Below are 25,300 nucleotides of genomic sequence, written 5' to 3' on the forward strand. Positions count from 1 at the left end.
TCAGTGATGCAGGGCCGGCGCGGGGCTGGCGGGCCGCTGCCGGAACAAGGGGGTGGCCAGCCAGACCAGAGCCAGGCCGACCAGCAGCGACAGGCCGAAGCCCTGCAGCGCGGGCGTGGCCGACAGCGCCAGCAGGCCGAAGGACAGCGTGGTGCTGCAGGCCCCCAGCGACACCGCCAGCCAGCTGGACGGGTCGCCGCGGTGCTCGAGCAGGAAGATGCCGTAGTCGACGCCGAAGCCGAGCAGCAGCAGCTGCGCCAGCACGCCGAACAGCTGCAGCGGCATGCCCAGCCAGCCCAGCAGGGCCAGCGTGGACAGGGCGGCCAGCACGGTGGGTAGCCAGGCGCGCCAGGCGCTGCGGCCGAAACGCAGGTGCAGCACCAGGATGACCGCCGCGTAGCCGGCCAGCAGCAGCCAGCCCATCACCACGCGATAGTGCGCGAGCAGCCCGGAGTAGTCGGCGGCGCGGTCGACCCAGGCGACCCCCTCGGCCGGTGCGTGCAGCGCGGCCAGCGCGCCGAGCGACTCGTGCCCGATGCCCGAGACCAGCACCAGGCTGTGCCAGGCGCCTGCCTGTTCGCCCAGCCACAGCGGCTGCAGCGGCGACAGCGCCGGCCAGGCCAGCGCCGTCCCCGGCTCGAGCCAGGCGGACGGATCGGGCGCCGGCACCAGGGTCTCGCCCAGCGTGGCCGATGCGGCGGCGAGCACCTTCTCCTCCACCGCGGCGCGCAGCCGCGCATCGGCCTGCTGGCGCGCCATCGAGGGCAACCAGTCGGACACCGCCCGCCAGCCGCCGAGCACGCCCTGCGCCCGGAGCGGCGCGAGCCGGTCGAGCAGGCGCTCCTCGGCCTGCAGCAGGTCCTCGGGCGTGGCCCCGGACACCAGGAAGAACTGCGCGGGACTGGGCAGGTCCAGCAGCCGGCCCACGTCGCGCTCGGACTCAAGCAGGGCCAGCGGCGAGGCCTGCAGGCTGCGCAGGTCGTCGCGCGGCTGCAGCTGCAGCAGGCCGGCGACCAGGAAGGCGCCCAGCGCCAGTGCCGGCACCAGGCCCGCGCGTCCGGCCGGCCAGCGCGGCCAGCGCGCCAGCGTGGCGGCCACCCGGTCGCTGAAGCGGCTGTGCCGCGGCGCGCGACGGTCGAGCCAGGGGAACCACAGCACCACCGTCAGGAACGCGGCGGCGAGACCGGCCGCGGAAAACACCGCCATCTGCCGCAGGCCCGGGAAGGGCGCGATCGCCAGCGCCAGGTAGGCCAGCACGCTGGTCGCCAGCGCCAGGGCGAGCGCCGGCAGCAGTTGCCGCAGCAACGTGCGCGGCGGCGTATCGGACTGCTGGCGGCTGGCGAAATAGTGGATGCCGTAGTCCTCGGCGACGCCAACCAGGCTGGCGCCGAACACGAGCGTGAGCAGGTGCACCGAGCCGAACACCAGGTCGGTGGCGGCCACGCCGGCGGCGACGCCCACGGCCAGCGACAGCGCCACCAGCACGATCGGGCGCAGGCTGCGGAAGGCGAGCCAGACCAGCAGCAGCACCGCCGCCAGCGAGCCCAGGCCGATCGTCGCCACCTCGCGGTTGGCCTGCACCGCCGCGGCTTCGGCGTGCAGCGGCACGCCCGCCTGCATCCGCACCAGGCCGTCGCCGGCGACGGCACGGGCCGCTGCGAAGGCGCGGTCGAGGCGGACCTGGAGATGGCGCTCGCCGTCGAGGGCGAAGGCCGAACCAACCAGTTCGAAGCGCTGCACGCCCCAGTGGCGCCCGTCGGCGCGCAGCGACAGCCAGCCCTCGGCGAAGCGCGGGCCCTGCCCCGCCCGCGCCTGCCACCAGCCGGTGTCCAGGCCCAGCGGGTCGGCGGCCCAGCGGGGCGCCACGCCGGGGGCGAACAGCCGCGCCAGCGCTTCGTTGGCCAGCGCCGCGGGATCGCCCTGCTCGAGCGCGAGGCGCTGCTCGCGGGTCAGCAGGCCGCGCTGGAATGCGGCGTAGGTAGCCAGCGCCTCGGCGCCCGTGGCATCGGCAGGCAGCGCACGCAGGCGGTCATCGCCGTCCAGGCTGGCGGCGAAGGCCAGGCTGGCCGCGCGTGCCCGCGCCGGGTCCTCGTGCCCGAGCAGCACCACCAGCTGGCGCGTGCCCTGCCCGGCCAGGCGTTCGCTGGCGGTGGCCACCGCGGGCGACGCGTCGAGCCCGGGCAGCAGCGCCAGTACATCGCTGTCGAGCCGCGGCGACTGCCAGAACATGGCCTGCTGCCAGCCCAGGCCCAGCACGACCAGCAGCCACAGGGCCGCCAGCCAGGGCCAAGCGCTCTTGCGGCGCGTCTCAGTCAAGGCGGGCAAGCTCCGCATCGGTGGGCGGCGGCGAGGTCCGGAGTTCGAGGAATCGCAGCACCGTGGTGTCGCCGCCGGCTTCCTCGATGCGCACTTCGCGCACGTGTTCGTCGCCCGCCAGTTCGACCGAAGCAAACACGCTGTGCAGGCCGGCGTCGCGCGGCAGCAGGCGCAGGCGCCAGCGTCCGTCCTCGAGCAGGGTTTCCTGCGTTTCGAAGCTGCGCGCCAGGGCCTCGAGGTCGGCGCCGACCAAGGCCATCAGCAGGTCCTGGGCCGGATCGTCGGCGCGGGCAAGCACCCGCTCGCCGCCATCGGGCGTGCTGACGATGATGCCGCGGGCGCCGATCACCGTGCCGGAGGGAAACGGCGCGCGGGTATCCCAGGCCAGGCCGCGGCCGCGCACGAGCAGGAAATCGCCGCTCGAGCGCAGCGGGTTGCGGAAGCCCTGCAGCTGCTTGTCCTGTTCGAAGCCGCCGCGCAGCACCTCCGGCTGCCGAAGGCGCGCGGCGACGCCATCGGGCGGCGACGCCAGGGCCGGGGCGGCCAGCACGAGGGCCAGCACGAACAACAGCCAGCGGCTCACGAGGCTTTCCCCAGGCGCCGCAGCAGCACTTCCGGCGACGCAAAGCACATCTCGCCGGTGGCGATGTCCACCGCCACCTGCACGCTGGTGGCGCGGGTGAGCACTTCGCCGGTGGCGGCGTCGCGCACTTCATAGCCGATCTTGAGGCGATGCTCGTACTCGAGCAGTTCCGCCCGTACGACCAGGGCCTGGCCGTAGCGCGCCGGGCGCACGTACTTGGTGCGCATGTCCACCACCGGCCAGGCGTAGCCCGAGTCGCGCATCTGCGGGTAGTCGTAGTCGAACGACTGCAGCAGCGCGCAACGCGCCAGCTCGAGGTACTTGAGGTAATGGCCGTGCCAGACGACGTCCATCGGGTCGAGGTCGTGGAAGGCCGGCGTGAGCGCCACCTCGGCGCTGAACTCAGTCTTCATAAAGGCTCCAGGCGCGGTCGCGGATCGCCTGCACCAGCTGGCGCAGCTCGCCGTCGAGCGCGCGGTCCTCTTCGATGAGCGGGATGCGCGCGGAAAGGTCGGCCAGCATCGCCTCGGGGGCGGCCGAGAGCCGCGCAGTTCCCTCGAGCGAGCGCCTCAGCGCGACGCCCTGGCGCGCGGTGACCAGCAGTGCGGCCGCCACCTGCTCGGACAGCTCGAGCACGCGCAGGCAGTCCCGGGCGGCGATGGTGCCCATGCTCACCTTGTCCTGGTTGTGGCATTCGGTGGAGCGCGAGAACACCGAGGCCGGCATGGTCAGCTTCAGGGCTTCCGCGGTCCAGGCCGAGGCGCTGATCTGCAGGGCCTTGAGGCCGTGGTTGAGCGCGGCCCGCTCGCCGCGTGCACCCGACAGGTTGGCCGGCAGGCCGTGGTTGTAGCGCGCGTCGACCAGCAGCGCCATCTGCCGGTCGAGCAGGTCGGCCAGGTTGGCCACGGCGTTCTTCAGCGAATCCATGGCGAAGGCGACGTGGCCGCCGTAGAAGTGCCCGCCGTGCAGCACCATCTCCTGCCCGGCGTCGATGATCGGGTTGTCGTTGGCGCTGTTGAGTTCGTTCTCCACCAGCCCGCGCAGGAACGGCAGCGCATCCTCGAGCACGCCGATCACGTGCGGGGCGCAGCGCAGCGAGTAGCGGTCCTGCAGGCGCAGCTCATTGCGCGGCGGGCGGTCCGAGGCCAGGTCGCCGCGCAGGCGCGCGGCCACGCGCTGCTGGCCCGGGTGCGGCTTGACCGCGAACAGGGCCTGGTCGAAGTGGTGCGCGTTGCCGTCGCTGGCCAGCACGTTGAAGGCGGTGATCCGGGTGGCCAGGCGGCCCAGGTAGTCGGCGCGCTGCCAGGCCAGGCAGGCCAGCGCCGTCATCACGGCGGTGCCGTTCATCAGCGCCAGGCCTTCCTTGGGGCGCAGCACCAGCGGCCTGAGGCCGCAGTCGGCCAGGGCTTCGGCGGCGGGACGCACGCGCCCCTGGTGCCAGGCTTCGCGCTCGCCGCAAAGCACGGCGGCCACGTAGGACAGCGGCGTGAGGTCGCCGCTGGCGCCCACCGAACCCTCGGCCGGGATCAGCGGCAGGATGTCGTGCTCGAGCAGGGCCTGCAGCTGCCGCAGCAGGCCCAGGCTGACGCCCGACATGCCCTGGGACAGCGAGGCCAGGCGCGCCAGCAGCACGGCGCGGGTTTCGCCGGGATCCAGGAACCTGCCCAGGCCGACGCCGTGGTAGGTGTAGAGCCGGTGCGGCAGTTCGGCCACCAGGGCCGGCGGGATGACCACGGTGCAGGAGTCGCCGTAACCGGTCGAGACGCCGTAGACGGCACCGTCCTCGGCGATCAGGCGGTCGACGAACTCGGCGCCGCGGTTGATGCGCGCGGCGAAGGCCGGGTCGTCCGAGAGCCGCGGGCAGGCCAGGCCGCGGGCCACCTCGGCCACGTCCTCGATGCTCAGGGCGCTGCCGTCAACGGGCAGGTGCCGGCGGGGTGTCGTCGCTGCGGACATGGTCGGAAGATTTCCAGAAGGGATAGAAGTTGAACCAGTCATACGGGGACTCGCGCAGGCGCGCGGCCATCCAGTCCGCGAAGCGCCCGGCGAGCGCGTCGATCGCGGGCTGGCGCTGGCCGCGCGGCAGCTCAACCTTGCCGGCCAGCAGCTCGATGCGCGCGTGGTAGCCGTCGCCGTCATGCTGGCACGAGAGCAGCCAGACCGGGCAGCGCAGCACCGACGCCATCAGATAGGGCCCGGCGGGCAACTCGGCCGGGTGGCCGAGGAACCGCACGCGCGCGGTCCGGTCGCCGGCCACCGGCACGCGGTCGCCGGCGATGGCGATGAACTCGCCCGCGGCCACGCGGTCGGCCAGCATCATGGCCGTCGCCGGCGAAAAGTCGGTGACCTGCAGCAGCCGCACGCCGGCGCCGGGGTCGAGCCGCTCGAGGATGCGGTTGAACCGGCGCGCATGCGCGGTGTGCACCAGGATCGAGACCGCCAGGCCCTTGCGCCAGCCGGCCGCCACCTGCATCAGTTCCAGGCAGCCCATGTGCGCGGTGGCGATGATGCCGCCCTGCCCCGCCTCCGCCGCGGCCAGCATCGGCTCGTAGCCGGTGAAGCGGGTGCGCTCGCGCGGATAGCGGCCGCCGATGGCCAGCATCTTGTCGAGCAGGGTCTCGGCGAAGCAGGCGAAGTGGCGCAGCGACTGCCGCACGCCGGGCTCGCCGTCGAACACGCCGGGCGCGTGCGCATGCAGGCGCCGCAGGTACTGCAGCGAGGCGCGCCGCGCCACCGGGCTGCCCAGCCAGTACACCAGCACCACCGGGTAGAGGCACAGCCGGAACGGCCAGCGCCCGAACAGCCGGTGCACGCCGTAGAGCAGCCAGGTGCCGCCGACGAAGGTCGACTCGCCCAGTTCGGCCCAGTGCCTGGCCATCAGCCCGCCACCTTGCGCGCCAGCAGGCGCGGCAGCCGCAGCAGCATGCCGAAGAACAGCCGCGTGTGCATTGCCGAGATGCGCAGGTTGTCGTGCAGCATCCGGAAGTGCGACACGCCGCCCTCGGGGTAGACCACGCGGGTCGGGCAGTCGCGCACGGCGATGCCGCGCCAGTGCAGGCGCACCAGCACCTCGGTGTCGAAGTCCATGCGCCGGCCGATGCGCACGCTGTCGAGCAGCGCCAGCGTCGGCGCCAGCGGATAGACGCGGAAGCCGCACATCGAATCGCTGATGTCCAGCGACAGCGTGTTGATCCAGACCCAGACGTGGGTCAGGTAGCGACCGTAGAGCCGCCCGCGCGGCACCGACCGGTCGTAGAGCGGGCGGCCGTTGACGACGGCCCCGGGCCGCTCGCGGGCCATGGCCAGGAAACGCGGGGCGTCGGCCGGGTCGTGCTGGCCGTCGGCGTCGATCTGCAGCGCGTGGCTGAAACCCCGGCGCCCCGCCTCGCGCAGCCCGGCCATCACCGCGGCGCCCTTGCCCTGGTTGGTTTCGAGCCTGAGCAGCGAGACATCGCCCGGGCTCGCCGCGGCCAGTTCGCGCAACACGGCGGCGCACTCGGGGCCGGAGCCGTCGTCCACCAGCAGGCAGGGCAGGCCGTGCCCGCGCATGGCCGCGACCAGGCCGGCGATGGCCTGCGGATGGTTGTAGACCGGCACCACGGCGACCGGGGAGAACACCCGGTTCATCGGCCCTCCCCCGCGGCGAAACGCAGCCAGCCGCTGCCGTGCACGCCGACGCCCGAGGCGAAGCGGAAACCCAGGCGCGAACGCGCCGCGTCCCAGTCGAGGCGGAACTCGAGCCGCGTGCCGGGCCGCACCAGGTGCTGGAACTTCACCGTCTCCATGCCCTCGAACGTCCCGGCCAGGCCGAAGGCGTCCGCGGCCAGCCGGGTGGCCCAGTCCAGCAGGGCGACGCCGGGCAGGATCAGGGCCTGGGGGAAGTGGCCGTCGAAAGCAGCCAGTTCCTCGTCCACCCGGAGCCAGCCGCTGGCGTGCGCGGCCCCGCGCTCGTCCCACTCCGGCGCCGGCATCGGCGGCCGGAACAGCTCGCCGAGCGCCCGCTGGGTGGTCTTGCCGCGGGCGTCCACCGGCAGTGCGTCGACCACGCGCCAGCGTCGCGGCCAGGCGATGCGGTCCACCTGCCCTTCCAGCGACTGGCGCAGCGCCTCGAGCAGGGCCGCGCGCCCGGCGCTGGCCAGGCGCGCCCGCCCGGCCTCGCCGGGCACCACCGCGGCGCCCAGCAATACGCGATGCCCGGGCAGCGCGACCACGCGGGCTTCGTCCACCAGGCCCGAGGCCAGCAGCGCCGCCTCGATGGCACCGAGCGACAACCGCCGTTCCTCGATCTTGACGATGCGGTCGGCGCGCCCGCGCAGCAGGAAGCCCCCGTCCGGCGCCGCTTCGGCGCGATCGGAGGTCTGCAGCCAGCCGCCGTCGGCCAGGTGCGGCGAGCGGATGCACAGCCGGCCCTCGTCGAGCGTCCACTGCACCCCCGGCAGCGGCGTCCAGGGCGCCTGCTCGCCGCCGGGGGCGCGCCAGGCGATGCCCCCGGTCTCGGTGCTGCCGAAGACCTCGATCGCCGCCTGGTCCCAGAGCGTGCGCACGTCGAGCGCGGCATCCGGCGCCAGCGGCCCGCCGGAAGAGAACACCGCCCGCAGGCCGGCGCGCAGCGAGCCCCAGTCCTGGTTCGGCGGCAGGCGCTTGAGGTGGGCCGGACTGGCCACCAGCACCAGCGGCTCCGGGCCGAGCACCACCAGTTCCTCGTTGTAGACCTTGCGCGCCGGCGCGAAGGGCCGCCCGGCCGACAGCGGCCAGAGCACGCGAAACAGCAGGCCATAGATGTGCTGGTGCGACACGGTGCCGAACACCGGCGCCGCGCCCAGCCGCCCGCCGAAGGCGGCCTCGAGCGAGGCCAGTTCGCGGTCGAGCTGGCCCATCGTCTTGGCGACCGGCTGCGGCTCGCCGGTGGTTCCCGAGGTGAACAGGACCAGGCGGCAGGCCTCGGGATCCAGCGTCGCCGGGGGCGCCATGGCGTTCCCGTCCGCGGCCCGGAGCGCACCCGGCGGGTCGCCGGCCCAGGCCACGCCATGCCGCGCCAGCGCGGTGCGCGTTCCGGCCAGGGCATCGCCCGGCAGCCAGGGCGTGCGGCCGGCCAGCCAGGCGCCGAACAGGGCGGCGGAGAACTCGCCGGCGTCCTCGAAATACAGGGCCACGTCCGCGGCGGGCTGGCCCTCGAAAGCGGCGCGCCAGGCCGCCACCCTGCCCGCCCAGGCGCCCGGCGCCCAGCCCAGCACGGGGCTCGCGGCCCGTGCCGCGCCCGCGCCGCAAAGGGCGTGCAGCGGAATGCGGGACTCAGGCGGCATGGCGGGGACGCAGCAGGCGCTCGCCCAGCACCAGGGCGCCGATCAGCACATAGGCGACGGCGCCGTTGTACAGGGCCCAGACGGCATCGGTGGCCGCCAGCGCGGTCCACAGCGCGATGCCGCCGTTGAGGATGAAAAAGCCGCACCAGACGCGGGTCACCCGGGCGGTGTAGGCCACGCCGGAAGGCGGCAGGTCCGGGTGCTGCAGGCGCGCCAGTCGCTCGATGACGGTGGGCGGACGCCACAGGCTGGCGGCGAACACGGCCAGCAGCGCGGCGTTCACCACCACCGGGTAGAGCTTGAGCGGCAGGCCGTGGTTGGTCAGCAGGCTGGCCAGCACCAGCGCGCCGGCGCCGGCGGCCGCGGCCCACCACACGGCTTCGCGCGCCGCGATGGCGCGCAGCAGGGCCAGCGCCAGCAGGCCCAGCGCGAGCCAGCGGGGCTCGAATCGCGTCAGGCCGAACCAGACGGCCAGCGGATACAGCAATGTCGCCAGCCAGGCCAGGCCGGTCGCGGGGCGCATCTCAGCCGACCGCGGCCTGGCCGCCGCCGGCGTGCATCATCTGGTGCAGTGCGTCCACCACGTCCTGCACGGTGCGCACGGAACGGAAGGCATCGGGCTGCAGGTTGCCGCCGAGCAGCGGCTTGAGCTGCACGATCAGGTCCACCGCATCGATGCTGTCGATGTCGAGGTCCTCGCCGAGGCGGGCCTCCGGCGTGACCCGGCCCGGGTCGATGTCGAAGGTTTCCTGGAGGATGCCGACGATGCGCTGGAAAAGTTGGTCCTTGGTCATTGCTTGCAACTCTTGCGGTGCCCGTTGGGGCCTTACGACGCGCGCTGGGCGGCCACGAAGGCGCACAGCGCGTCCACGCTGGCGAAGTGCTGCCGGGTCTCGGCCGAATCGGCCGCCAGCGTCACCCCATAGCGTTTTTGCAGGGCGAGGCCCAGCTCCAGGGCATCGATCGAATCGAGCCCGAGGCCCTCGTTGAACAGCGGTGCCGCCGCGTCGATGTCGTCGGGCGTGACGTCTTCGAGCGACAGGGTGCGGATGATCAGTTCCTTGATTTCAGTTTGCAGCGCCGACACGCGACAACTCCGACTTGAAGTAATGGTCAAGGTGCGTGGTCAGCCGCCGGGCCGCCAGGGCCTCGGACGCGCCGCCACGAAGGAAGGGATCCACCGGAAGGTCCGGCAAGACCTCGATCCTGACGTGAAATCGCCGTGAAGGTACACGATACCATTTCTCACCCTTGCCCAAGGTGGGCGGCGTGCAGGTGATCAGCACCGGCGTGATGTCCAGTCCGCCGCGGATGGCGATGTTGGCGGCGCCGCGCTGCAGCGGGCCCAGCGCCTGGCCGCGGGGCGTGCGAGTGCCTTCGGGGAAGATCACCAGGTTGCGCCCGGAGCGCACCGAACGGATGCAGTCCTCGACCAGGCCGGCGCCACTGTCGTTGCAGATGTAGCCCGTGGCCTTCACCGGCCCGCGGGTGAAGGGATTGCGCGCCAGCCTCGACTTGACCACGCAGTCGGCGCGCGGCGTGAGCGACACCAGGAAGACAACGTCGATCAGGGTCGGATGGTTGGCCAGCACCAGCAGGCCGCTGCGCTCGAGACGCTCGAAGCCGACCAGTTCGTAGCTGAGCACGCCCAGCCGGTGCATCAGCTCGCGATGGCCGGCGAAACTGCGCTGGATCAGCCGGCGCGCCAGCTCCCCGCGCCGCGCCGGGTCACGCACGCACCAGCGCAGCGGCGGGAACACGAGCAGGCGCAGCGCGACGCCGCCGAGGCCGAAGGCGGCGAAGGAAATCGAGGTGGCGACGATGCGCCAGCCCCGGTCAAGCCAGCGCGGCATGCCTATCCCAGCGGCGGCCCGACTGCGGGCACGGCAAGGCGGGCTCGTCGCCCAGGAACCAGCGCAGCACCTCCAGGCCGTGCGGCAGCCGCGGCGGCCCGGAGGCCGGCATCGGACCGCTGCCGCTGGCGGAAAGCGAGAAGGCGGCCTCGCCGGGGGCGGCGCGGCGCAGGCGCCAGGCCCAGGCGTAGGCGGCCTGGGGTTCGTTCTGGTAACCGGCGTAGTCGGCAGGCACCAGGTCGTCGGACTGCACCACCAGCACTTCCGGTGCCCCGTCGGCCAGCAGGCCCAGGGCCTCGGTCACCGCGGCCTCGGGCGATTCCCTGCCGCCGGCCACCGCCAGGTAGTTGCCGCCCAGCCCGCGGGCGATCGAATACTGGGCGACGATGGCGTTGTGGGTGGACAGGCCGAAGTGCGTCGGCGACAGCGCTTCGCCGCGGGCCAGGGACTGCAGCATGCCGAAGGTGCGGCTGATGTCGCCGTGGCGCGAGGCGAACACCAGCGGGATCTCGTCGGAGGCTTCGGGCTGCACCTGCCAGGCGACCTGCAGGGCCATGCGGCCGAGTCGTTCCAGGCGCCGGCGCTGCATGGCGGGCATTTCCGCCAGCGGCGGTACGTCATCGCCGGCCGGCAGCCAGGGCGCGCGGGCCCAGTCGGCCCATTGCGCCGCTGTTCCGAGCCCGGGCGCGAAGGCGGCCCATTGGCTGACGACGAACCGGTTGTCCATGCGTGAATCCTCGCTCCCCTGCGAGATAAAGAAAAAGCCCGGCTTTCGGCCGGGCTTTCCTGAGACGTCTTGCGTCTGGCGTCCCCACGGGGATTCGAACCCCGGTCGCTACCGTGAAAGGGTAATGTCCTAGGCCTCTAGACGATGGGGACTTTGAATCGGTGGTGGAGCTAATCGGGATCGAACCGATGACCTCTACAATGCCATTGTAGCGCTCTCCCAGCTGAGCTATAGCCCCACCGAAGGAAGAAGCGAAAGTTTAGACAGGCGCCGCCGACTCGTCAAGCACAGGCTGCATTTTTTTTGTCGGCCGGCGCCGGTCCCGCTTCGGACAGGGTATGCGGGCCGTGTCCCTGGCCTTCAAGGTAGTCGAGCCACTTGTTGAGGAAACCGTTCATGCGCAGGCGGTGGCCGAGCATCACCTGCACGCTCGGGCGCAGGCCCAGGACGTCCTGCCAGCGGCGCCCGATGTAGCAGTGGGTGGCCTCGGCCTGGCGGGCGTCGCGGTACAGGCGCACGTAGGCCGAGGGATCGGGCTGGCCGGTGGCCGGGTCGAGCATGGCGTAGCTCAGCCGCAGTTCCACCGTATAGGTATGCAGGGCCAGCACTTCCAGGTGCAGGTCCAGGCCGCCCTCGACCCGCGAGACGTAGCGCCCGGGTGCCAGCGCCTGCGGCTGGAACATGCGGGTCAGGCGCTGGAAGTTTTCGCCGTACAGGCCCATGAGCCACTCGAAGCGGCTCAGTCGCGGCAGGTGCCGGTGCGTTGGCGTGGCGGCATGCATGGCCCGACTCTAGCACGCAGCCACGGGCACGCCAGGCGCCTCAGAACATGTGGCGGTGGATGCCCAGCTGGGCCAGCACCTTGCCCGAGATTTCCTCGATCGATGTGTGGGTGGTACTCAGCACCGGAATGTTCTCCTGGCGGAACATCGCCTCGGCCGCGATCACCTCGGCGCGGCAGGTCTCGAGGTTGGCGTAGCGGGAATTCGGGCGCCGCTCCTGGCGGATCTGCTGCAGGCGCACCGGGTCGATGGTCAGCCCGAAGAGCTTGCTGCGGTGCTTGCGCAGCCGCCGCGGCAGCTCCCTGCCCTCCAGGTCCTCGATGGTCAGCGGGTAGTTGGCCGCCTTCACACCGTAGTGAAGGGCCAGGTACAGGCAGGTCGGCGTCTTGCCCGAGCGCGACACGCCGACCAGAATAACGTCGGCGTCGTCGTAGTGCACGTCCATGCCGTCGTCGTGGGTGAGCGCGTAGTTGGTGGCGTTGATGCGCTGCTCGTAGGCAGCGAAGTCCACCAGGCCGTGGGCGCGGCCGACCCGCGACTGGCGCTTCTGGCCCAGCTCCCGCTCCAGCGGGCTGATGAAGGGCTCGAACGCGTCGAGCATCAGCGCCCCGCTCGCGGCCAGCAGGGCATTGAGGTCCGGGTCGACCACGGTGTTCACGACCACCGGGCGCAGCCCGCTGGCCAGCTCGGCAGCCCGGATCTCGGCCACGGCCGACTCGGCCTTCTCGAGGCTGTCCACGAAGGCGATGCGCCGGGTGGCGAATTCGATGCCGTTGAACTGGGTCAGCAGGCTATGGCCGATGGTCTCGGCGGTGATGCCGGTGCCATCGGAGACGTAAAAGACGTGGCGAACCCCTTCCATGCCGCGGTTTCCTCCGGCCCCGGGCGCCGCCGGGGCATGTTTTCCTAGACGATTCAAGCTTGTATGGCCTGCCCTGCGGTCGCATCATACGCAGCTTGAAATCATGGTACGCGGGGCGTCCCCACCGGCCGCCCGGCCCCGAGCGCACGGAGACCCCCTTGAACGCCGACGTCCTTTGGCTGCACGAACTCCGCCTGTCCGACCTGCCCCAGGTCGGCGGCAAGAATTCCTCGCTCGGCGAGATGATCGGCCACCTGGCCGAGCTCGGCGTCTCGGTGCCCGGCGGCTTCGCCACTACGGCCGATGCCTTCCGTCGCTTCATCGCCCACAACAACCTCAGCCAGCGCATCTACGACCGCCTGGCCACGCTGGACGTCGAGGACGTCGACGCCCTGGTGGCCGTCGGCGCCGAGATCCGCGGCTGGGTCACCGACGCGCCGCTGCAGCCCGAACTCGACCAGGCCATCCGCGGCGCCTACCGCCGGATGTGCGAGGAAGCCGGCGCCGCCGACCTGGCCGTCGCCGTGCGCTCCTCGGCCACCGCCGAGGACCTGCCCGATGCCAGCTTCGCCGGCCAGCAGGAAACCTTCCTCAACGTCACCGGCGAGGACGACGTGGTGCACAAGGTCAAGGAGGTCTTCGCCAGCCTCTACAACGACCGCGCCATCGCCTACCGCGTGCACCACGGCTTCAAGCACGAGGACGTGTTCCTGAGCGCAGGCATCCAGCTGATGGTGCGCTCGGACGTCGGCGCCTCGGGCGTGCTGTTCACGCTCGACACCGAATCGGGCTTCCGCGACGTCGTTTTCGTCACCGCCAGCTACGGCCTGGGCGAGATGGTCGTGCAGGGCGCGGTCAACCCGGACGAGTTCTACGTCTACAAGCCCACCCTGCGCCAGGGCAAGCCGGCGGTCCTGCGCCGCAACCTCGGCAGCAAGCAGCTGCGCATGGTCTATTCCGACGTGCCCGGCGAGCGAGTGAGGACCGAGGACACCCCGGCCGAGCTGCGCAACCGCTTCTCCATCACCGACGCCGATGTCGAGGAGCTCTCGCGCCAGGCCCTGGTGATCGAACAGCACTACGGCCGGCCGATGGACATCGAGTGGGGCAAGGACGGCCACACCGGCAAGCTCTACATCCTGCAGGCGCGCCCGGAAACGGTGCGTTCGCGCGCCCACGCCACCCAGATCGAGCGCTTCCACCTCGAAAAGCGCGGCGAAGTGCTGTCGGAAGGCCGCGCCATCGGCCACAAGATCGGCGCCGGCACCGCCCGCGTGGTGCGCAACCTCGCCGAGATGAGCAAGTTCCAGCCCGGCGACGTGCTGGTGGCCGACATGACCGACCCGGACTGGGAGCCGATCATGAAGCGCGCCGCCGCCATCGTCACCAACCGCGGCGGCCGCACCTGCCACGCGGCCATCATCGCCCGCGAGCTGGGCGTGCCGGCCGTGGTGGGCACGGGCGACGCGATGCAGTCGATCCCCGACGGCGCCGAGGTCACGGTCAGCTGCGCCGAGGGCGACACCGGCTACATCTACGCCGGCAAGCTCGGCTTCGAGGTCACCACCACCGACCTGGGCAACATGCCGCCGGCGCCGCTTAAGATCATGATGAACGTCGGCAACCCCGAGCGCGCCTTCGACTTCGCCCAGCTGCCCAACCAGGGCATCGGCCTGGCGCGCCTGGAGTTCGTCATCGCCCGCCAGATCGGCGTGCACCCCCGCGCCCTGCTCGAGTACGACAAGCAGCCGGCCGACCTGAAGAAGCAGATCGACCAGATCACCGCCGGCTACGCCGACCCGGTGAGCTTCTACGTCGACCGCCTGGCCGAGGGCATCGCCACCCTGACCGCGGCGTTCGCGCCGAACGCCGTCATCGTGCGCCTGTCCGACTTCAAGTCCAACGAGTACGCCAACCTGGTCGGCGGCAAGGCCTACGAGCCGCACGAAGAGAACCCGATGATCGGTTTCCGCGGCGCCTCGCGCTACGTGCACTCCGAATTCCGCGACTGCTTCGCGCTCGAGTGCCGCGCCGTGCGCAAGGTCCGCGACGAGATGGGCCTGACCAACTGCTGGATCATGATCCCGTTCGTGCGCACCCTCGACGAGGGCCGCGCCGTGCTCGAGACGCTGGAGGCCAATGGCCTCAAGCGCGGCGAGAACGGCCTGAAGGTGATCATGATGTGCGAGGTACCCTCCAACGCCCTGCTGGCCGACGAGTTCCTCGAGATGTTCGACGGCTTCTCGATCGGCTCGAACGACCTGACCCAGCTCGCGCTCGGCCTGGATCGCGACTCGGGCATCGTCGCGCACCTGTTCGACGAGCGCGACGCCGCGGTCAAGAAGCTGCTGTCGATGGCCATCTCCGCCGCCCGCGCCAAGGGCAAGTACATCGGCATCTGCGGCCAGGGCCCGTCCGACCACCCGGACCTGGCCGAGTGGCTGATGCAGCAGGGCATCGAGTCGGTGTCGCTCAACCCCGACACCGTCATCGACACCTGGCTGCGCCTGGCCAAGCTCAAGGCCAACTGAGCCCGGCGGCCGGATGACCCAGCCCGCCACCCCGGCCCCCTCCCCCGCCGCGACTGCGGCGGAGGAGGTCGCTTCGCCGCTGCAGGGGCTTGAGAATTCGCTGATCGAGATGCTGGGCACCAGCCCCTGGCTGGTGCGCGTCGCGCTGGCGGTGGTCGTCGGCCTGGTCGGCTGGTGGGCGGTGAAGCTGCTCACCCGCGGGCTGGACCGGGTGATGCAGCGCGCCGGCATGGACCAGATCCTGCGCGACTTCCTGCGCAACTTCGCCCGCGTGCTCGGCCTGGTGGTGGTGCTGGTGGCCGTGCTCGACGCGGTCGGCGTACCGACCACCTCGCTGCTGGCGGTACTGGGCGCAGCCGGCCTGGCGATCGGCCTGGCGCTGAAGGACTCGCTTTCGAACATCGCCTCCGGCGTGATGCTGATCGTGCTGCGCCCGTTCCGGGCCGGCGATGCGGTGGAGATCGCCGGCAAGGAAGGCGTGGTCGAACGCGTGCGCATCTTCCAGACCGTGCTGCGCGCCTACCAGAACCACGACATCATCCTGCCCAACAGCCAGATCACCACCCAGCCGATCGTGAACTTCACGTCGCGGCCGCAGCGGCGCATCGACCTGGCCGTAGGCATCGGCTACGGCGAGGAGATCCGCAAGGCGCGCGAAGTGCTCCTGGGCATCGCCCGTGGCCACGACAAGGTGCTGGCCACTCCGGAACCCGAAGTTCTGGTCGCCGGCCTGGGCGAATCGAGCGTGGACCTGGTGCTGCGCGCCTGGGTCGGCACGCCGGACTTCGTCGCCACCCGCAGCGACCTCACCGAGGCCGTGCACCGCAGCTTCAGCGAACAGGGCATCTCGATCCCCTTCCCGCAGCGCGACCTGCACATCTACCACCACGGCGGCGACGGCCGGGCGCTGCCGATCGACCAGGTGGTCACCCTCGCAGAAGGCGACGGCAAGCCGCGAACCTAGCGCCGGCCTGCGTCGCCATCAGCCGACGACGCGGTTGCGGCCGGCGTGCTTGGCTTCGTAGAGGCGCTGGTCGGCCTGGGAAACCATCTTCTCGTAGTTTGGCAGGCCGCCCCGGCCGGCCAGGCCGATGCTGGCGGTGATGCGCAGGCCCGGCGCCACGTCGTCGGATTCGATCGTTTCGATCGCCCTGCGCAGGCCTTCCGCCAGCTCGTGCGCCTGGGCCAGGCCGGTGCCGGGGAAGAGCAGCGCGAACTCCTCGCCACCCCAGCGCGCCACCTGCACCCGCGTGGGCTGGGAGCGCAGCACCCCGGCCACCCGGCGCAGCACCTCGTCACCGACGTCGTGCGAATAGCCGTCGTTGATGCGTTTGAAATGGTCGATGTCGAGCAGGCCGAACGACAGCTCGGTACCGCCCGTCACCGCCCGCCGCCAGGCCGCGGCCAGGGATTCCTCCATGCTGCGCCGGTTGGCCAGGCCGGTCAGGCCGTCGGTGCGCGAGAGCTGCTCGAAGACCTCGCTCTGCTTGCGGATGGTTTCGTTCTTCTGCTCGAGCTCGCTGTTCTTCTCGCTCAGCGCCCGCGTTCGCTCTTCCACCAGGCGGCTGAGCTGGTTCTCCCTGGCCTCGAGCCGGCCCACCCGGATCCGGTACAGGCCGTACAGGCCAAGGGCCAGCAGCGCGCCCGCCGCCGGCAGGAACCAGGGGCGCTGCCACAGCATCGGCTCGATCTCGAAGCTCACCGAGGCGGTCTCGGGGCTCCAGCCGCTGCCGCGCTGGGCCGCGCTGACCTGGAAGCGGTATTTGCCCGGCGGCAGGTTGGTGTACTGCGCGTTGCGAAGCTGGTTGCGCTCGACCCAGGCGTTGTCGAAGCCATCCAGACGGTAGCGGTAGCGGATCTGCTCGGGGGTGCGATAGCTGAGGCTGACGTAGTCGAGCTCGAGCTTGCGGGTGCCGGGCGGCAGCACCAGCTGGCCGTCGGCGCTGGTGTTGCGGTCGTCGACGCGGAGGCCCTCGATCACCACCGGCGGCGGCGCCAGCTGGTACTTGGGCAATTCGTCGGGCTGCACCACGGCCACACCGCGGGCCGTGGCGACCCAGATGCTGCCATCGCCGATGCGCAGCGCCGCCGGACCCGCGCCGCCATTGCACTGGGCGCTGCCCATGCCGTCGGCCTCGGCGAACTGCTGGTACTCGAGCCGGGCGGCGCGGCCGTCGGCACTGGCCTCCATGTCCTCGCGACGCACGTGGATGACGCCGGCGTTGGAGGTGAGCCAGAAGTTGCCATACGTGTCGACGACGACCTGGAACACCGCGTCCACCGGCAGCCCCTGGCGGCCACCGACGAGGTCGAGGCGGTTGCCGCGGTAGCGCAGCACGCCGCGGTCGGTGGCCAGCCAGAGCGTGCCGTCCGGATCTTCGTGCATGCCGAAGACGTCCTGGGCCTCGTCCATGCCCGAGATGTCGAGCCGGGTGATCTCCTCGCCGCGGATGCGCGCCGCGCCGTTGGAGGTGCCCACCCAGACCGAACCGTCGCTGGCCTCGAACAGGCTGAGCACGAAGTCGCGCGGCAGGCCGTCGCGTTCGAGCAGCACCCGGTCGCCGCCCTCGCCGCCCCGTCGCATCAGGCCGCGCGAGGTGCCGATCCACAGGCGGCCGTCGCGGCCCTCGAGCACCGCGCGCACTTGGTTCGAGGGCAGCCCGGAGCCGGCCAGCAGCCGCTCGCGCACGCTGCCGTCGCGCCATCGCACCAGGCCGGTGGAATAGGTGCCGATCCACAGGTTTCCGGCGCGGTCGCGCGCCAGGCTCAGCACCGAGTCGCCCTGCAGCCCTTCCAGGGGTTCGATGCGTTCGTCATGCCACCGGTCGAGCCCGCGGCTGGTGCCCACCAGCACCTCGCCCGGGCCGGCCTCGAGCAGGGCGCGCACGTAGTCGTCGGACAGCCCCTGGTGGCTGTCGATGGTGATGAAGGGGGTGTCGGTGAAGCGCATCAGGCCGGCATTGGTGCCGACCCACAGGTTGCCCTCGCGGTCGGAGAACAGCGAGGCGACGCGGCTGTTGGGCAGGCCGTCGGAAACCCCGAAACGCTCCAGTCCGCGGACGCCCAGGCGCATCAGGCCGCGGTCGACGGTGCCGATCCAGAGCGTGCCGTTCTCGTCGAGCTCCAGGCTCGCCACCGCCACGCCGGCCAGCTCCGCGTGGGCCGGCGCGAAACGGCCGCCCTGCCCCACGTACAGGCCATCCTCGGTGCCGGCGTAGAGCCGTCCGTCGGCGGCCACGGCCAGGCTCAAGACCGCGCTCGCCGGCAGCCCGGCGTCGGTGCCGAAGGCCTGCACGCGCTCGCCCTCGATGCGGGCGATGCCCTGTCCGGTGCCCACCCAGACCGCGCCCGAGCCATCCTCGGCCAGGGCATACGCCACCTCGGAAGGCAGGCCCTGGGACGCCGTGAAGCTCAGGGCCCGGTCGCCTTCCATCCGGGTCACGCCGCGGCTCTCGGTGGCGACCCAGAGCCGGCCGGCGCGGTCTTCGATGGCGGCGAAGGTTTCGTCCTGGGCCAGGCCTTCATCGCGCGTGTAGGTGGACCAGGCGCCGTCGCGCATCACGCTCACGCCGCCGCGCGAGGTCGCCACCACCAGGGCACCGCGCGGGCTGACGCTGACCGCGCGGACGCCGCTGTCGCGCAGGCCCTCGACGTTGTTGCGGCCGAAGCTGCGGAATTCCTGGCCGTTGTAGCGGACCACGCCTTCCCAGGTGGCGAACCAGAGGTAGCCCTCCGGCGTCTGCACGATCGAATTGACCTGGTTGTGCGGCAGGCCGTCGCGGGTGCTCCAGACCTCGCGGGCGTAACTTTCGAGCGGCTTGTCGTCGAGCGCCGACGCCGGCAACGCCGGCAGCGCCAGCAGCAGGGCCGCCAGCGCGATGCCCGGGCGGCGCTCAGCGCGCGCCATCGGCCTGGCCGCCCAGGCGACCCATGTGGGCGCGGTAGTGCGACAGCTCCCTGACCGACTCGCGGATGTCCGACAGCGCCGTGTGCGCGCCGACCTTGGCCACGCCCGCCAGCACGTCCGGCGCCCAGCGCCGGGCCAGTTCCTTGAGCGTGGACACGTCGAGGTTGCGGTAGTGGAAATAACGCTCGAGCCGCGGCATGTGCCGCACCAGGAAACGCCGGTCCTGGCAGATCGAATTGCCGCACATCGGCGATTTGCCGGCCGGCACCCAGTCGGCGAGGAAGGCCACGGTTTCGGCTTCGGCGCGGGCCATCGAGACCTCGCTGTCGAGCACGCGCTGCCACAGGCCGGACCGCGAGTGGGTGTTGCGGTTCCACTCGTCCATGGCCTCGAGCCGGGCCAGCGGGTGGCGGATGGCCAGCTCCGGGCCCTCGGCCAGCACATTGAGCTGGCTGTCGGTGACCAGGGTGGCGATCTCGAGCACCGAGTCGGTGTCCGGGTCCAGGCCGGTCATCTCCAGGTCGATCCAGACCAGGTTGGTGTCGTTGGCGGGCATGCGGTTCATCAACGGAGCGGAATTGACGGCATCATACCTGCGACCCCCTCGGATCAGACGACCGCATGCTTGGCCCGGACACTCTCGACCACTACCGCATCCTCGGCTCGATGCTCGCCCCCGCCCTGCTCATGGCGGCCACCGGCTCCCTGCTGATTTCGGCCAACAACCGGCTGGCCCGCGTGGTCGACCGCCTGCGCTCCCTGCTGGGCCACTGGGAGCAGGCCCCGGCCGCGGAACGCGCGGTGCTCGAGGCGCAGATCCGCCGCCATCGCGCCCGCGCCACCCATGTCCTGCGCGCCTGCGTGATGCTCTACGTCTCGCTGGGCTGTTATGTCGGCACCAGCCTGGCCCTGGCGATCGACGCCTTCAGCGGCTTCCGGCTGGGCCTGGCGCCCACGGTGCTGGCCGTCGCCGGCGTGCTGAGCATGCTGATGGCCAGCCTGTTCCTCGGCCTGGAGGTGGTGATGGCCGTGCGCACCTTCGACGCCGAGCTCGACCAGGAAATGAGCCGCCGCGGCCGCGGCGGCTGATCAGAGCCCGGGGCGGGCGCGCTTGCGCCGGAAGTACTCGGTGAGCCGCTGCCCGGCCTCGTCGCCCATCAGGCCGCCCTCGGCCTCCAGGCGGTGGTTGTGGCGCGGGTCGGTGAGCAGGTTGAAGACGCTGCCGGCGGCGCCGGTCTTGGGATCCTTCGCGCCGTAGACCACCCGCGCCAGCCGCGCATGCACCATCGCCATCGAACACATGGCGCAGGGCTCGAGCGTCACGTAGAGCGTGCAGCCGGTGAGCCGGTAGTTGCCCAGCGCCTGCCCCGCCCGCCGCAGCGCCACGATCTCGGCGTGGGCCGTGGGGTCGTTCTCGGCGATGTTGCGGTTCCAGCCCTCGGCCACCCGCTGGCCGTCGGGCCCGACCAGCACCGCGCCCACCGGGACCTCGCCCTCGCTCTCGGCCCGGTCGGCCAGTTCGAGCGCGTGGTGCATCCAGCGGTGGTCATCGACGGTGAACTCGGGCTTTCTCATTCCCACTCTATTGTAAACAAGACATTTTTATCTTTTATATTCAATGGCTTATTTTCCTGCTAATTGGTAATACCATGAAAAATACCATGCTCAGAAAAGGCTTAACAATATTTTGAAAAATTGCCTACTGAGCGCTGCCGCACAGCTCCATAGGCCGCTTTCCTGGCTTTGCTTCCAGATGTATGCTCTTCTGCTCCTGCAGTTAATGGATCACCGCAAACAGGTTACTCGCCTGGGGATTCCCTTTCGACCCGAGCATCCGTATGAGACTCATGCTCGATTATTATTATTATAGAAGCCCCCATGAATAAATCGCTCATCATTTTCGGCATCGTCAACATAACCTCGGACAGTTTCTCCGATGGAGGCCGGTATCTGGCGCCAGACGCAGCCATTGCGCAGGCGCGTAAGCTGATGGCCGAGGGGGCAGATGTGATCGACCTCGGTCCGGCATCCAGCAATCCCGACGCCGCGCCTGTTTCGTCCGACACAGAAATCGCGCGTATCGCGCCGGTGCTGGACGCGCTCAAGGCAGATGGCATTCCCGTCTCGCTCGACAGTTATCAACCCGCGACGCAAGCCTATGCCTTGTCGCGTGGTGTGGCCTATCTCAATGATATTCGCGGTTTTCCAGACGCTGCGTTCTATCCGCAATTGGCGAAATCATCTGCCAAACTCGTCGTTATGCATTCGGTGCAAGACGGGCAGGCAGATCGGCGCGAGGCACCCGCTGGCGACATCATGGATCACATTGCGGCGTTCTTTGACGCGCGCATCGCGGCGCTGACGGGTGCCGGTATCAAACGCAACCGCCTTGTCCTTGATCCCGGCATGGGGTTTTTTCTGGGGGCTGCTCCCGAAACCTCGCTCTCGGTGCTGGCGCGGTTCGATGAATTGCGGCTGCGCTTCGATTTGCCGGTGCTTCTGTCTGTTTCGCGCAAATCCTTTCTGCGCGCGCTCACAGGCCGTGGTCCGGGGGATGTCGGGGCCGCGACACTCGCTGCAGAGCTTGCCGCCGCCGCAGGTGGAGCTGACTTCATCCGCACACACGAGCCGCGCCCCTTGCGCGACGGGCTGGCGGTATTGGCGGCGCTGAAAGAAACCGCAAGAATTCGTTAACTGCACATTCGGGATATTTCTCTATATTCGCGGTTCAGCAGGCATGTCCCCTTTGAGGGCGACCCGACGACAGGATAATCGACCTTATGGTGCGCAAATATTTCGGCACAGACGGTATTCGTGGCAAAGCCAACGAAGGCGCGATGACGGCGGAAACCGCCTTGCGCGTCGGCATGGCGGCTGGCCGTGTCTTTCGTCGCGGTGACCACCGCCATCGTGTCGTGATCGGCAAGGATACGCGCCTGTCGGGCTATATGCTTGAACCCGCGCTCACAGCCGGTTTCACCTCGATGGGCATGGACGTATTCCTTTTTGGCCCGCTGCCGACAACGTATAGGAAGAATAAACGCCCTTTTCACCCAAGTCCAACAGCTTTGGACCGCAGTTGACTCTTTCGACACCCCTGCGATGCAACCCAATCCGGCTGACGGGGAGCCAGCAACGCTGAAAATTTACCCTCCTCTTTCCCACTAGCGGCTCCTTTTCCGACAACCAGCACGGCGGATCCCTGCCGCGGCGCTGTGAACGCAGCATTTTGATTGGTATCGTTGGCCTTCAGGCTCGTCAGTCAAACAGACCCAGGAGCAGCTCAGCCGGTGGCGCCCGGCTTTCGGGTAACGCCCTGGTCCCGCTGGTTTCGGCTTTGTGCTTCAGGTGATCAAGGATCTGCTTGATCACTATAGGGTCTTCAATGCAGGCGATGACTTTCATGGCGCCGCCGCAGCCGCTGCAGGTCTCGATGTCGATATTGAAAACACGCTTGAGCCGTTGCGCCCATGTCATCGACGCTCGCCGTTGTGCTGGTGTTGCCGGTTCATCAGCCACCCTGACCTTGTTGCCCCTGCCCCGTTTTGCCGGCGTGACCAACGCCCGGTGCCGACTGTTGGGTGCGAACACCCCGTGGAAGCGGGTTAGGTTGACTCTGGGCTTCGGTACCAGGGCGGCCAGCCTTGCAATGAAATCCAATGGTTCGAAAATGACGTGCGTGGTGCCGTCCCGGTACGGCGTCTTGAGCTGGTAGCGCACGTTGCCGCCTCGTGTTAACGACAGCCGCTTCTCGGATACCGCCGGGCGGCTGATGTACCGGCACAGCCGTTCGAGCTTCTTGCGTTCATCGGCCCTGGCCGCCACGCCGGCGTGCAGGCTGGACCCGGCTACCTTGCCAATCCCGTCACCGAACGGATCACCACTGGTCGGCAGAGTTTGCAAAGTGAACACCTTTCGCCCCGCCTGTGAACCGACAGCGATACGGTAAGTGATCGAGTGCCCCAGCAGGGGTGTCATCGGGTCGTCATCCACCGCATCCGAGGCCAGATAGCTGTTTTCGACATCCCGTTCCAGCAGGCCTTGCCGTTCCAGATAGCGACCCACCCGGTGGGCGATGGTGTGCGTCAGCTGGGTGAGCTCTGGGCTGGTCGGCGCCTTGACCCAGCGGAAACGCGCTGAGCCGTGGGATTGCTCGACATACACACCGTCGAGAAACAGCATGTGGAAGTGAACATTCAGATTGAGCGCCGATCCAAAACGCTGGATCAGGGTGACCGCGCCCGTCTTGGCCACTTGGTGGGTATGGCCCGCTTTCTTGACCAGGTGCGTGGCAATGACGCGGTAAACGATGCCCAGCACCCACCCCATGATCTCGGGCCGGCTGGCAAACAGGAAACGCAGCTGAAACGGGAAGCTCAACACCCACTGACGCATGGGTTGTTCAGGCAGTACTTCATCAACCAGCAAGGCGGCACTTTCGGCCATCCGCCGCGCCCCACAGCTCGGGCAGAAACCGCGACGCTTACAGCTGAAAGCGACCAGGTGCTCGGCGTGGCAAGACTCGCAGCGAACCCGTAGAAAGCCATGCTCCAGCCGCCCGCATTGGAGAAATTCTTCAAATTCCCGTTGCACATAGCCCGGCAATTCCTTTCCCTGCTCTGCCATAAGCGCAGCGAATGCCGGGTAATACTCGTCAACGATCTGATAGAGAAGGGTTTGCTCGGGTCGGTGGCTCTGGTAACGACCAGTATCCCGATCCCGGCTGGCCGTCCTGGCCGCCACATGAGGCATGTTCCGCGTCCTTGCAATACTGTGTTTACATACAGTCTATCGCTTAGCGGAAAGTTCTTTTACCCTCAGCCGAAATGCCTGCCGTTGCTAGACATTGCCAGCCAGTGCCCGTCACTCCCACTCGATGGTCGCGGGCGGCTTGCCGCTGATGTCATAAACGACACGAGAAATATCCCGTATCTCATTGATTATGCGGCGCGAAACCGTGTCGAGGAAGTCGTAGGGCAGATGCGCCCAATGGGCCGTCATGAAGTCCACGGTCTCCACCGCGCGCAGCGCGATGACCCACTCGTAGGCGCGGGCGTCGCCGACCACGCCGACCGACTTGACCGGCAGGAACACCGCGAAGGCCTGCGAGGTCTTGTCGTACCAGCCGGCCTTGCGCAGTTCCTCGATGAAGATGGCGTCCGCGCGGGCCAGGATGTCGGCGAACTCGCGCCTGACCTCGCCCAGGATGCGCACGCCCAGGCCCGGGCCCGGGAACGGGTGCCGGTAGACCATCTCGCGCGGCAGGCCGAGCTCGACGCCGATGCGCCGCACCTCGTCCTTGAACAGCTCGCGCAGCGGCTCGACCAGGCCCAGCTTCATGTGCTCGGGCAGGCCGCCGACGTTGTGGTGGCTCTTGATGACGTGGGCCTTGCCGGTCTTCGAGCCGGCCGATTCGATCACGTCCGGGTAGATCGTGCCCTGCGCCAGCCACTTCACGTTGCGCAGCTTGGCCGACTCTTCCTCGAAGATCTCGACGAACAGACGGCCGATGATCTTGCGCTTGGCCTCGGGCTCGGAGACCCCGGCCAGGGCGGCGAAGTAGCGGTCGGCGGCGTTGACGCGGATGACCTTCACGCCCATGTGCTCGGCGAACATCGCCATCACCTGGTCGCCTTCCTGCCAACGCAGCAGGCCGGTGTCGACGAACACGCAGGTGAGCTTCTCGCCGATGGCCCGGTGCAGCAGCGCGGCCACCACCGACGAATCGACGCCGCCGGACAGGCCCAGCAGCACCTCGTCGTCGCCGACCTGCTCGCGCACGCGCCGGACCTGGTCGTCGATGATGTTGGCGGCGGTCCACAGGGTCTCGCAGCCGCAGATGTCCACCGCGAACTTGCGCAGCATCTGCTCGCCGGACCGGGTGTGGGTCACCTCGGGGTGGAACTGCACGCCGTACCAGCGCCGCGCCTCGTCGGCCATGGCGATGATCGGCACCGAGCCGGTGCGCGCGACCACCTCGAAGCCCGGCGGCACCTGGGTGACGCGGTCGCCGTGGCTCATCCACACGTCCAGGCGCGGCGGGCTGCCGGCGTGGTCCTTGAGGCCGTCGAGCAGGCTGCTGGTCGCCGTGACCTCGACCTCGGCATAGCCGAACTCGCGGTGGTGGCCGGCCTCGACCTTGCCGCCATGCTGCATCGCCAGGGTCTGCATGCCGTAGCAGATGCCCAGGATCGGCACGCCGGCCTCGAACACGTCCTGCGGGGCGCGCGGCGAGCCTTCTTCGGTGGTCGACTCCGGGCCACCCGAGAGGATGATGCCCTTCGCGCCCCAGGCGGCGATCTCGGCCGGGTCGTGGTCCCAGGCCCAGATCTCGCAGTAGACGCCCAGCTCGCGGATGCGGCGGGCGATCAGCTGCGTGTACTGCGCGCCGAAATCGAGGATGAGGATCTTGTCGCCGTGGATATCGGTCATGGCG

The 25,300-nt window shown here is 69.8% G+C and carries 24 protein-coding genes and 2 tRNA genes; 5 read left to right on the plus strand and 21 right to left on the minus strand.

Going from position 1 to position 25,300, the window contains the following annotated elements; translation table 11 throughout:
• From C6N40_RS03435 to ppsR, 16 genes are all read right to left on the minus strand, one after another.
• Nucleotides 1-2,316: an MMPL family transporter gene (locus C6N40_RS03435; RefSeq protein ID WP_240183439.1), complete on the minus strand. Its 2,316-nt coding sequence runs from the start codon at nucleotides 2,314-2,316 to the stop codon at nucleotides 1-3.
• On the minus strand, nucleotides 2,309-2,899 hold the full coding sequence (locus tag C6N40_RS03440; RefSeq protein WP_162782063.1) for an outer membrane lipoprotein carrier protein LolA: 591 nt from the start codon (nucleotides 2,897-2,899) through the stop codon (nucleotides 2,309-2,311). Before C6N40_RS03440 ends, C6N40_RS03435 begins: the two co-directional genes overlap by 8 nt.
• Entirely contained in the window at nucleotides 2,896-3,312 is a 417-nt protein-coding gene (locus tag C6N40_RS03445; protein WP_106989608.1) for an acyl-CoA thioesterase, read from the minus strand. Before C6N40_RS03445 ends, C6N40_RS03440 begins: the two co-directional genes overlap by 4 nt.
• Nucleotides 3,302-4,855, minus strand: a complete 1,554-nt coding sequence (locus C6N40_RS03450; protein ID WP_106989609.1) for an HAL/PAL/TAL family ammonia-lyase — start codon at nucleotides 4,853-4,855, stop codon at nucleotides 3,302-3,304. The genes C6N40_RS03445 and C6N40_RS03450 overlap by 11 nt, the downstream gene beginning before the upstream one ends.
• Complete coding sequence (locus C6N40_RS03455; protein WP_106989610.1) at nucleotides 4,815-5,777, minus strand: lysophospholipid acyltransferase family protein; 963 nt, start codon at nucleotides 5,775-5,777, stop codon at nucleotides 4,815-4,817. Before C6N40_RS03455 ends, C6N40_RS03450 begins: the two co-directional genes overlap by 41 nt.
• Nucleotides 5,777-6,526: a glycosyltransferase family 2 protein gene (locus C6N40_RS03460; RefSeq protein WP_106989611.1), complete on the minus strand. Its 750-nt coding sequence runs from the start codon at nucleotides 6,524-6,526 to the stop codon at nucleotides 5,777-5,779. The genes C6N40_RS03455 and C6N40_RS03460 overlap by 1 nt, the downstream gene beginning before the upstream one ends.
• The gene (locus tag C6N40_RS03465; protein ID WP_106989612.1) at nucleotides 6,523-8,202 is read right to left on the minus strand and encodes an ApeI family dehydratase; all 1,680 of its coding nucleotides are present in this window, start codon (nucleotides 8,200-8,202) and stop codon (nucleotides 6,523-6,525) included. The genes C6N40_RS03460 and C6N40_RS03465 overlap by 4 nt, the downstream gene beginning before the upstream one ends.
• On the minus strand, nucleotides 8,192-8,725 hold the full coding sequence (locus tag C6N40_RS03470; protein ID WP_106989613.1) for a COG4648 family protein: 534 nt from the start codon (nucleotides 8,723-8,725) through the stop codon (nucleotides 8,192-8,194). Before C6N40_RS03470 ends, C6N40_RS03465 begins: the two co-directional genes overlap by 11 nt.
• A gap of 1 nt (nucleotide 8,726) precedes the next feature.
• The gene (locus tag C6N40_RS03475; RefSeq protein ID WP_106989614.1) at nucleotides 8,727-8,996 is read right to left on the minus strand and encodes an acyl carrier protein; all 270 of its coding nucleotides are present in this window, start codon (nucleotides 8,994-8,996) and stop codon (nucleotides 8,727-8,729) included.
• A gap of 32 nt (nucleotides 8,997-9,028) precedes the next feature.
• Nucleotides 9,029-9,289, minus strand: a complete 261-nt coding sequence (locus C6N40_RS03480) for a phosphopantetheine-binding protein (RefSeq protein ID WP_106989615.1) — start codon at nucleotides 9,287-9,289, stop codon at nucleotides 9,029-9,031.
• Complete coding sequence (locus tag C6N40_RS03485; protein WP_106989616.1) at nucleotides 9,270-10,055, minus strand: lysophospholipid acyltransferase family protein; 786 nt, start codon at nucleotides 10,053-10,055, stop codon at nucleotides 9,270-9,272. Before C6N40_RS03485 ends, C6N40_RS03480 begins: the two co-directional genes overlap by 20 nt.
• Complete coding sequence (locus C6N40_RS03490; RefSeq protein ID WP_106989617.1) at nucleotides 10,039-10,782, minus strand: beta-ketoacyl synthase chain length factor; 744 nt, start codon at nucleotides 10,780-10,782, stop codon at nucleotides 10,039-10,041. The genes C6N40_RS03485 and C6N40_RS03490 overlap by 17 nt, the downstream gene beginning before the upstream one ends.
• 76 nt (nucleotides 10,783-10,858) lie before the next feature.
• A tRNA-Glu gene (locus C6N40_RS03495) sits at nucleotides 10,859-10,934 on the minus strand.
• 10 nt (nucleotides 10,935-10,944) lie between these two features.
• A tRNA-Ala gene (locus C6N40_RS03500) sits at nucleotides 10,945-11,020 on the minus strand.
• A gap of 43 nt (nucleotides 11,021-11,063) precedes the next feature.
• Nucleotides 11,064-11,564: a DUF1249 domain-containing protein gene (locus C6N40_RS03505; protein WP_106989618.1), complete on the minus strand. Its 501-nt coding sequence runs from the start codon at nucleotides 11,562-11,564 to the stop codon at nucleotides 11,064-11,066.
• A gap of 40 nt (nucleotides 11,565-11,604) precedes the next feature.
• Nucleotides 11,605-12,426 carry a posphoenolpyruvate synthetase regulatory kinase/phosphorylase PpsR gene (gene ppsR / locus C6N40_RS03510; protein ID WP_106989619.1) on the minus strand — a complete coding sequence of 274 codons (822 nt, stop codon included), beginning with the start codon at nucleotides 12,424-12,426 and terminating at the stop codon, nucleotides 11,605-11,607.
• Between the two features lie 158 nt (nucleotides 12,427-12,584).
• Here ppsR and ppsA point away from each other — a divergent pair, with 158 nt between their 5' ends.
• Nucleotides 12,585-14,957: a phosphoenolpyruvate synthase gene (gene ppsA, locus C6N40_RS03515; RefSeq protein WP_106989620.1), complete on the plus strand. Its 2,373-nt coding sequence runs from the start codon at nucleotides 12,585-12,587 to the stop codon at nucleotides 14,955-14,957.
• Nucleotides 14,958-14,970: 13 nt separating this feature from the next.
• The gene (locus C6N40_RS03520) at nucleotides 14,971-15,921 is read left to right on the plus strand and encodes a mechanosensitive ion channel family protein (protein WP_106989621.1); all 951 of its coding nucleotides are present in this window, start codon (nucleotides 14,971-14,973) and stop codon (nucleotides 15,919-15,921) included.
• Between the two features lie 18 nt (nucleotides 15,922-15,939).
• Here the strand turns inward: C6N40_RS03520 and C6N40_RS03525 are convergent, their stop codons facing one another.
• A complete protein-coding gene (locus C6N40_RS03525) occupies nucleotides 15,940-18,864 on the minus strand; it encodes a ligand-binding sensor domain-containing diguanylate cyclase (protein WP_106989622.1) in 2,925 nt (974 codons plus the stop codon).
• The gene (gene orn, locus C6N40_RS03530; protein WP_106989623.1) at nucleotides 18,851-19,429 is read right to left on the minus strand and encodes an oligoribonuclease; all 579 of its coding nucleotides are present in this window, start codon (nucleotides 19,427-19,429) and stop codon (nucleotides 18,851-18,853) included. Before orn ends, C6N40_RS03525 begins: the two co-directional genes overlap by 14 nt.
• Nucleotides 19,430-19,485: 56 nt before the next feature.
• Here orn and C6N40_RS03535 point away from each other — a divergent pair, with 56 nt between their 5' ends.
• Nucleotides 19,486-19,953: a DUF2721 domain-containing protein gene (locus tag C6N40_RS03535; RefSeq protein ID WP_106989624.1), complete on the plus strand. Its 468-nt coding sequence runs from the start codon at nucleotides 19,486-19,488 to the stop codon at nucleotides 19,951-19,953.
• On the opposite strand, the gene tadA is transcribed toward C6N40_RS03535, so the two are convergent.
• Nucleotides 19,954-20,439 (minus strand): tRNA adenosine(34) deaminase TadA, encoded by a 486-nt coding sequence (gene tadA, locus C6N40_RS03540; protein WP_106989625.1) that lies wholly within the window; start codon nucleotides 20,437-20,439, stop codon nucleotides 19,954-19,956.
• Nucleotides 20,440-20,742: 303 nt separating this feature from the next.
• Here tadA and sul2 point away from each other — a divergent pair, with 303 nt between their 5' ends.
• Nucleotides 20,743-21,558 (plus strand): sulfonamide-resistant dihydropteroate synthase Sul2, encoded by an 816-nt coding sequence (gene sul2 / locus C6N40_RS03555; protein ID WP_001043260.1) that lies wholly within the window; start codon nucleotides 20,743-20,745, stop codon nucleotides 21,556-21,558.
• Between the two features lie 86 nt (nucleotides 21,559-21,644).
• Nucleotides 21,645-21,947 (plus strand): phosphoglucosamine mutase, encoded by a 303-nt coding sequence (locus C6N40_RS03560; protein WP_000251875.1) that lies wholly within the window; start codon nucleotides 21,645-21,647, stop codon nucleotides 21,945-21,947.
• A gap of 175 nt (nucleotides 21,948-22,122) precedes the next feature.
• On the opposite strand, the gene C6N40_RS03570 is transcribed toward C6N40_RS03560, so the two are convergent.
• On the minus strand, nucleotides 22,123-23,616 hold the full coding sequence (locus tag C6N40_RS03570) for an IS91-like element ISCR2 family transposase (protein WP_001120888.1): 1,494 nt from the start codon (nucleotides 23,614-23,616) through the stop codon (nucleotides 22,123-22,125).
• A 111-nt stretch (nucleotides 23,617-23,727) separates the two neighbouring features.
• Nucleotides 23,728-25,296, minus strand: coding sequence for a glutamine-hydrolyzing GMP synthase (gene guaA, locus C6N40_RS03575; RefSeq protein WP_106989626.1), 1,569 nt, complete (start codon nucleotides 25,294-25,296; stop codon nucleotides 23,728-23,730).
• Nucleotides 25,297-25,300 lie beyond the last annotated feature (4 nt).

Origin of the sequence: Arenimonas caeni (assembly GCF_003024235.1) — a bacterium.
GTDB classification, from domain to species: domain Bacteria; phylum Pseudomonadota; class Gammaproteobacteria; order Xanthomonadales; family Xanthomonadaceae; genus Arenimonas; species Arenimonas caeni.

Bases quoted from the DNA above. Each gene is read 5' to 3' on its own strand.
- C6N40_RS03520 (WP_106989621.1), top strand. From the start codon at position 14,971: ATGACCCAGCCCGCCACCCCGGCCCCCTCCCCCGCCGCGACTGCGGCG.
- sul2 (WP_001043260.1), top strand. From the start codon at position 20,743: ATGAATAAATCGCTCATCATTTTCGGCATCGTCAACATAACCTCGGAC.
- C6N40_RS03570 (WP_001120888.1), bottom strand. From the start codon at position 23,616: ATGCCTCATGTGGCGGCCAGGACGGCCAGCCGGGATCGGGATACTGGT.
- C6N40_RS03475 (WP_106989614.1), bottom strand. From the start codon at position 8,996: ATGACCAAGGACCAACTTTTCCAGCGCATCGTCGGCATCCTCCAGGAA.
- C6N40_RS03505 (WP_106989618.1), bottom strand. From the start codon at position 11,564: ATGCATGCCGCCACGCCAACGCACCGGCACCTGCCGCGACTGAGCCGC.
- C6N40_RS03560 (WP_000251875.1), top strand. From the start codon at position 21,645: ATGGTGCGCAAATATTTCGGCACAGACGGTATTCGTGGCAAAGCCAAC.
- C6N40_RS03470 (WP_106989613.1), bottom strand. From the start codon at position 8,725: ATGCGCCCCGCGACCGGCCTGGCCTGGCTGGCGACATTGCTGTATCCG.
- tadA (WP_106989625.1), bottom strand. From the start codon at position 20,439: ATGAGAAAGCCCGAGTTCACCGTCGATGACCACCGCTGGATGCACCAC.
- C6N40_RS03445 (WP_106989608.1), bottom strand. From the start codon at position 3,312: ATGAAGACTGAGTTCAGCGCCGAGGTGGCGCTCACGCCGGCCTTCCAC.
- C6N40_RS03490 (WP_106989617.1), bottom strand. From the start codon at position 10,782: ATGGACAACCGGTTCGTCGTCAGCCAATGGGCCGCCTTCGCGCCCGGG.
- C6N40_RS03455 (WP_106989610.1), bottom strand. From the start codon at position 5,777: ATGGCCAGGCACTGGGCCGAACTGGGCGAGTCGACCTTCGTCGGCGGC.
- C6N40_RS03460 (WP_106989611.1), bottom strand. From the start codon at position 6,526: ATGAACCGGGTGTTCTCCCCGGTCGCCGTGGTGCCGGTCTACAACCAT.
- C6N40_RS03535 (WP_106989624.1), top strand. From the start codon at position 19,486: ATGCTTGGCCCGGACACTCTCGACCACTACCGCATCCTCGGCTCGATG.
- orn (WP_106989623.1), bottom strand. From the start codon at position 19,429: ATGAACCGCATGCCCGCCAACGACACCAACCTGGTCTGGATCGACCTG.
- C6N40_RS03485 (WP_106989616.1), bottom strand. From the start codon at position 10,055: ATGCCGCGCTGGCTTGACCGGGGCTGGCGCATCGTCGCCACCTCGATT.
- ppsR (WP_106989619.1), bottom strand. From the start codon at position 12,426: ATGGAAGGGGTTCGCCACGTCTTTTACGTCTCCGATGGCACCGGCATC.
- guaA (WP_106989626.1), bottom strand. From the start codon at position 25,296: ATGACCGATATCCACGGCGACAAGATCCTCATCCTCGATTTCGGCGCG.
- C6N40_RS03450 (WP_106989609.1), bottom strand. From the start codon at position 4,855: ATGTCCGCAGCGACGACACCCCGCCGGCACCTGCCCGTTGACGGCAGC.
- C6N40_RS03525 (WP_106989622.1), bottom strand. From the start codon at position 18,864: ATGGCGCGCGCTGAGCGCCGCCCGGGCATCGCGCTGGCGGCCCTGCTG.
- C6N40_RS03465 (WP_106989612.1), bottom strand. From the start codon at position 8,202: ATGCCGCCTGAGTCCCGCATTCCGCTGCACGCCCTTTGCGGCGCGGGC.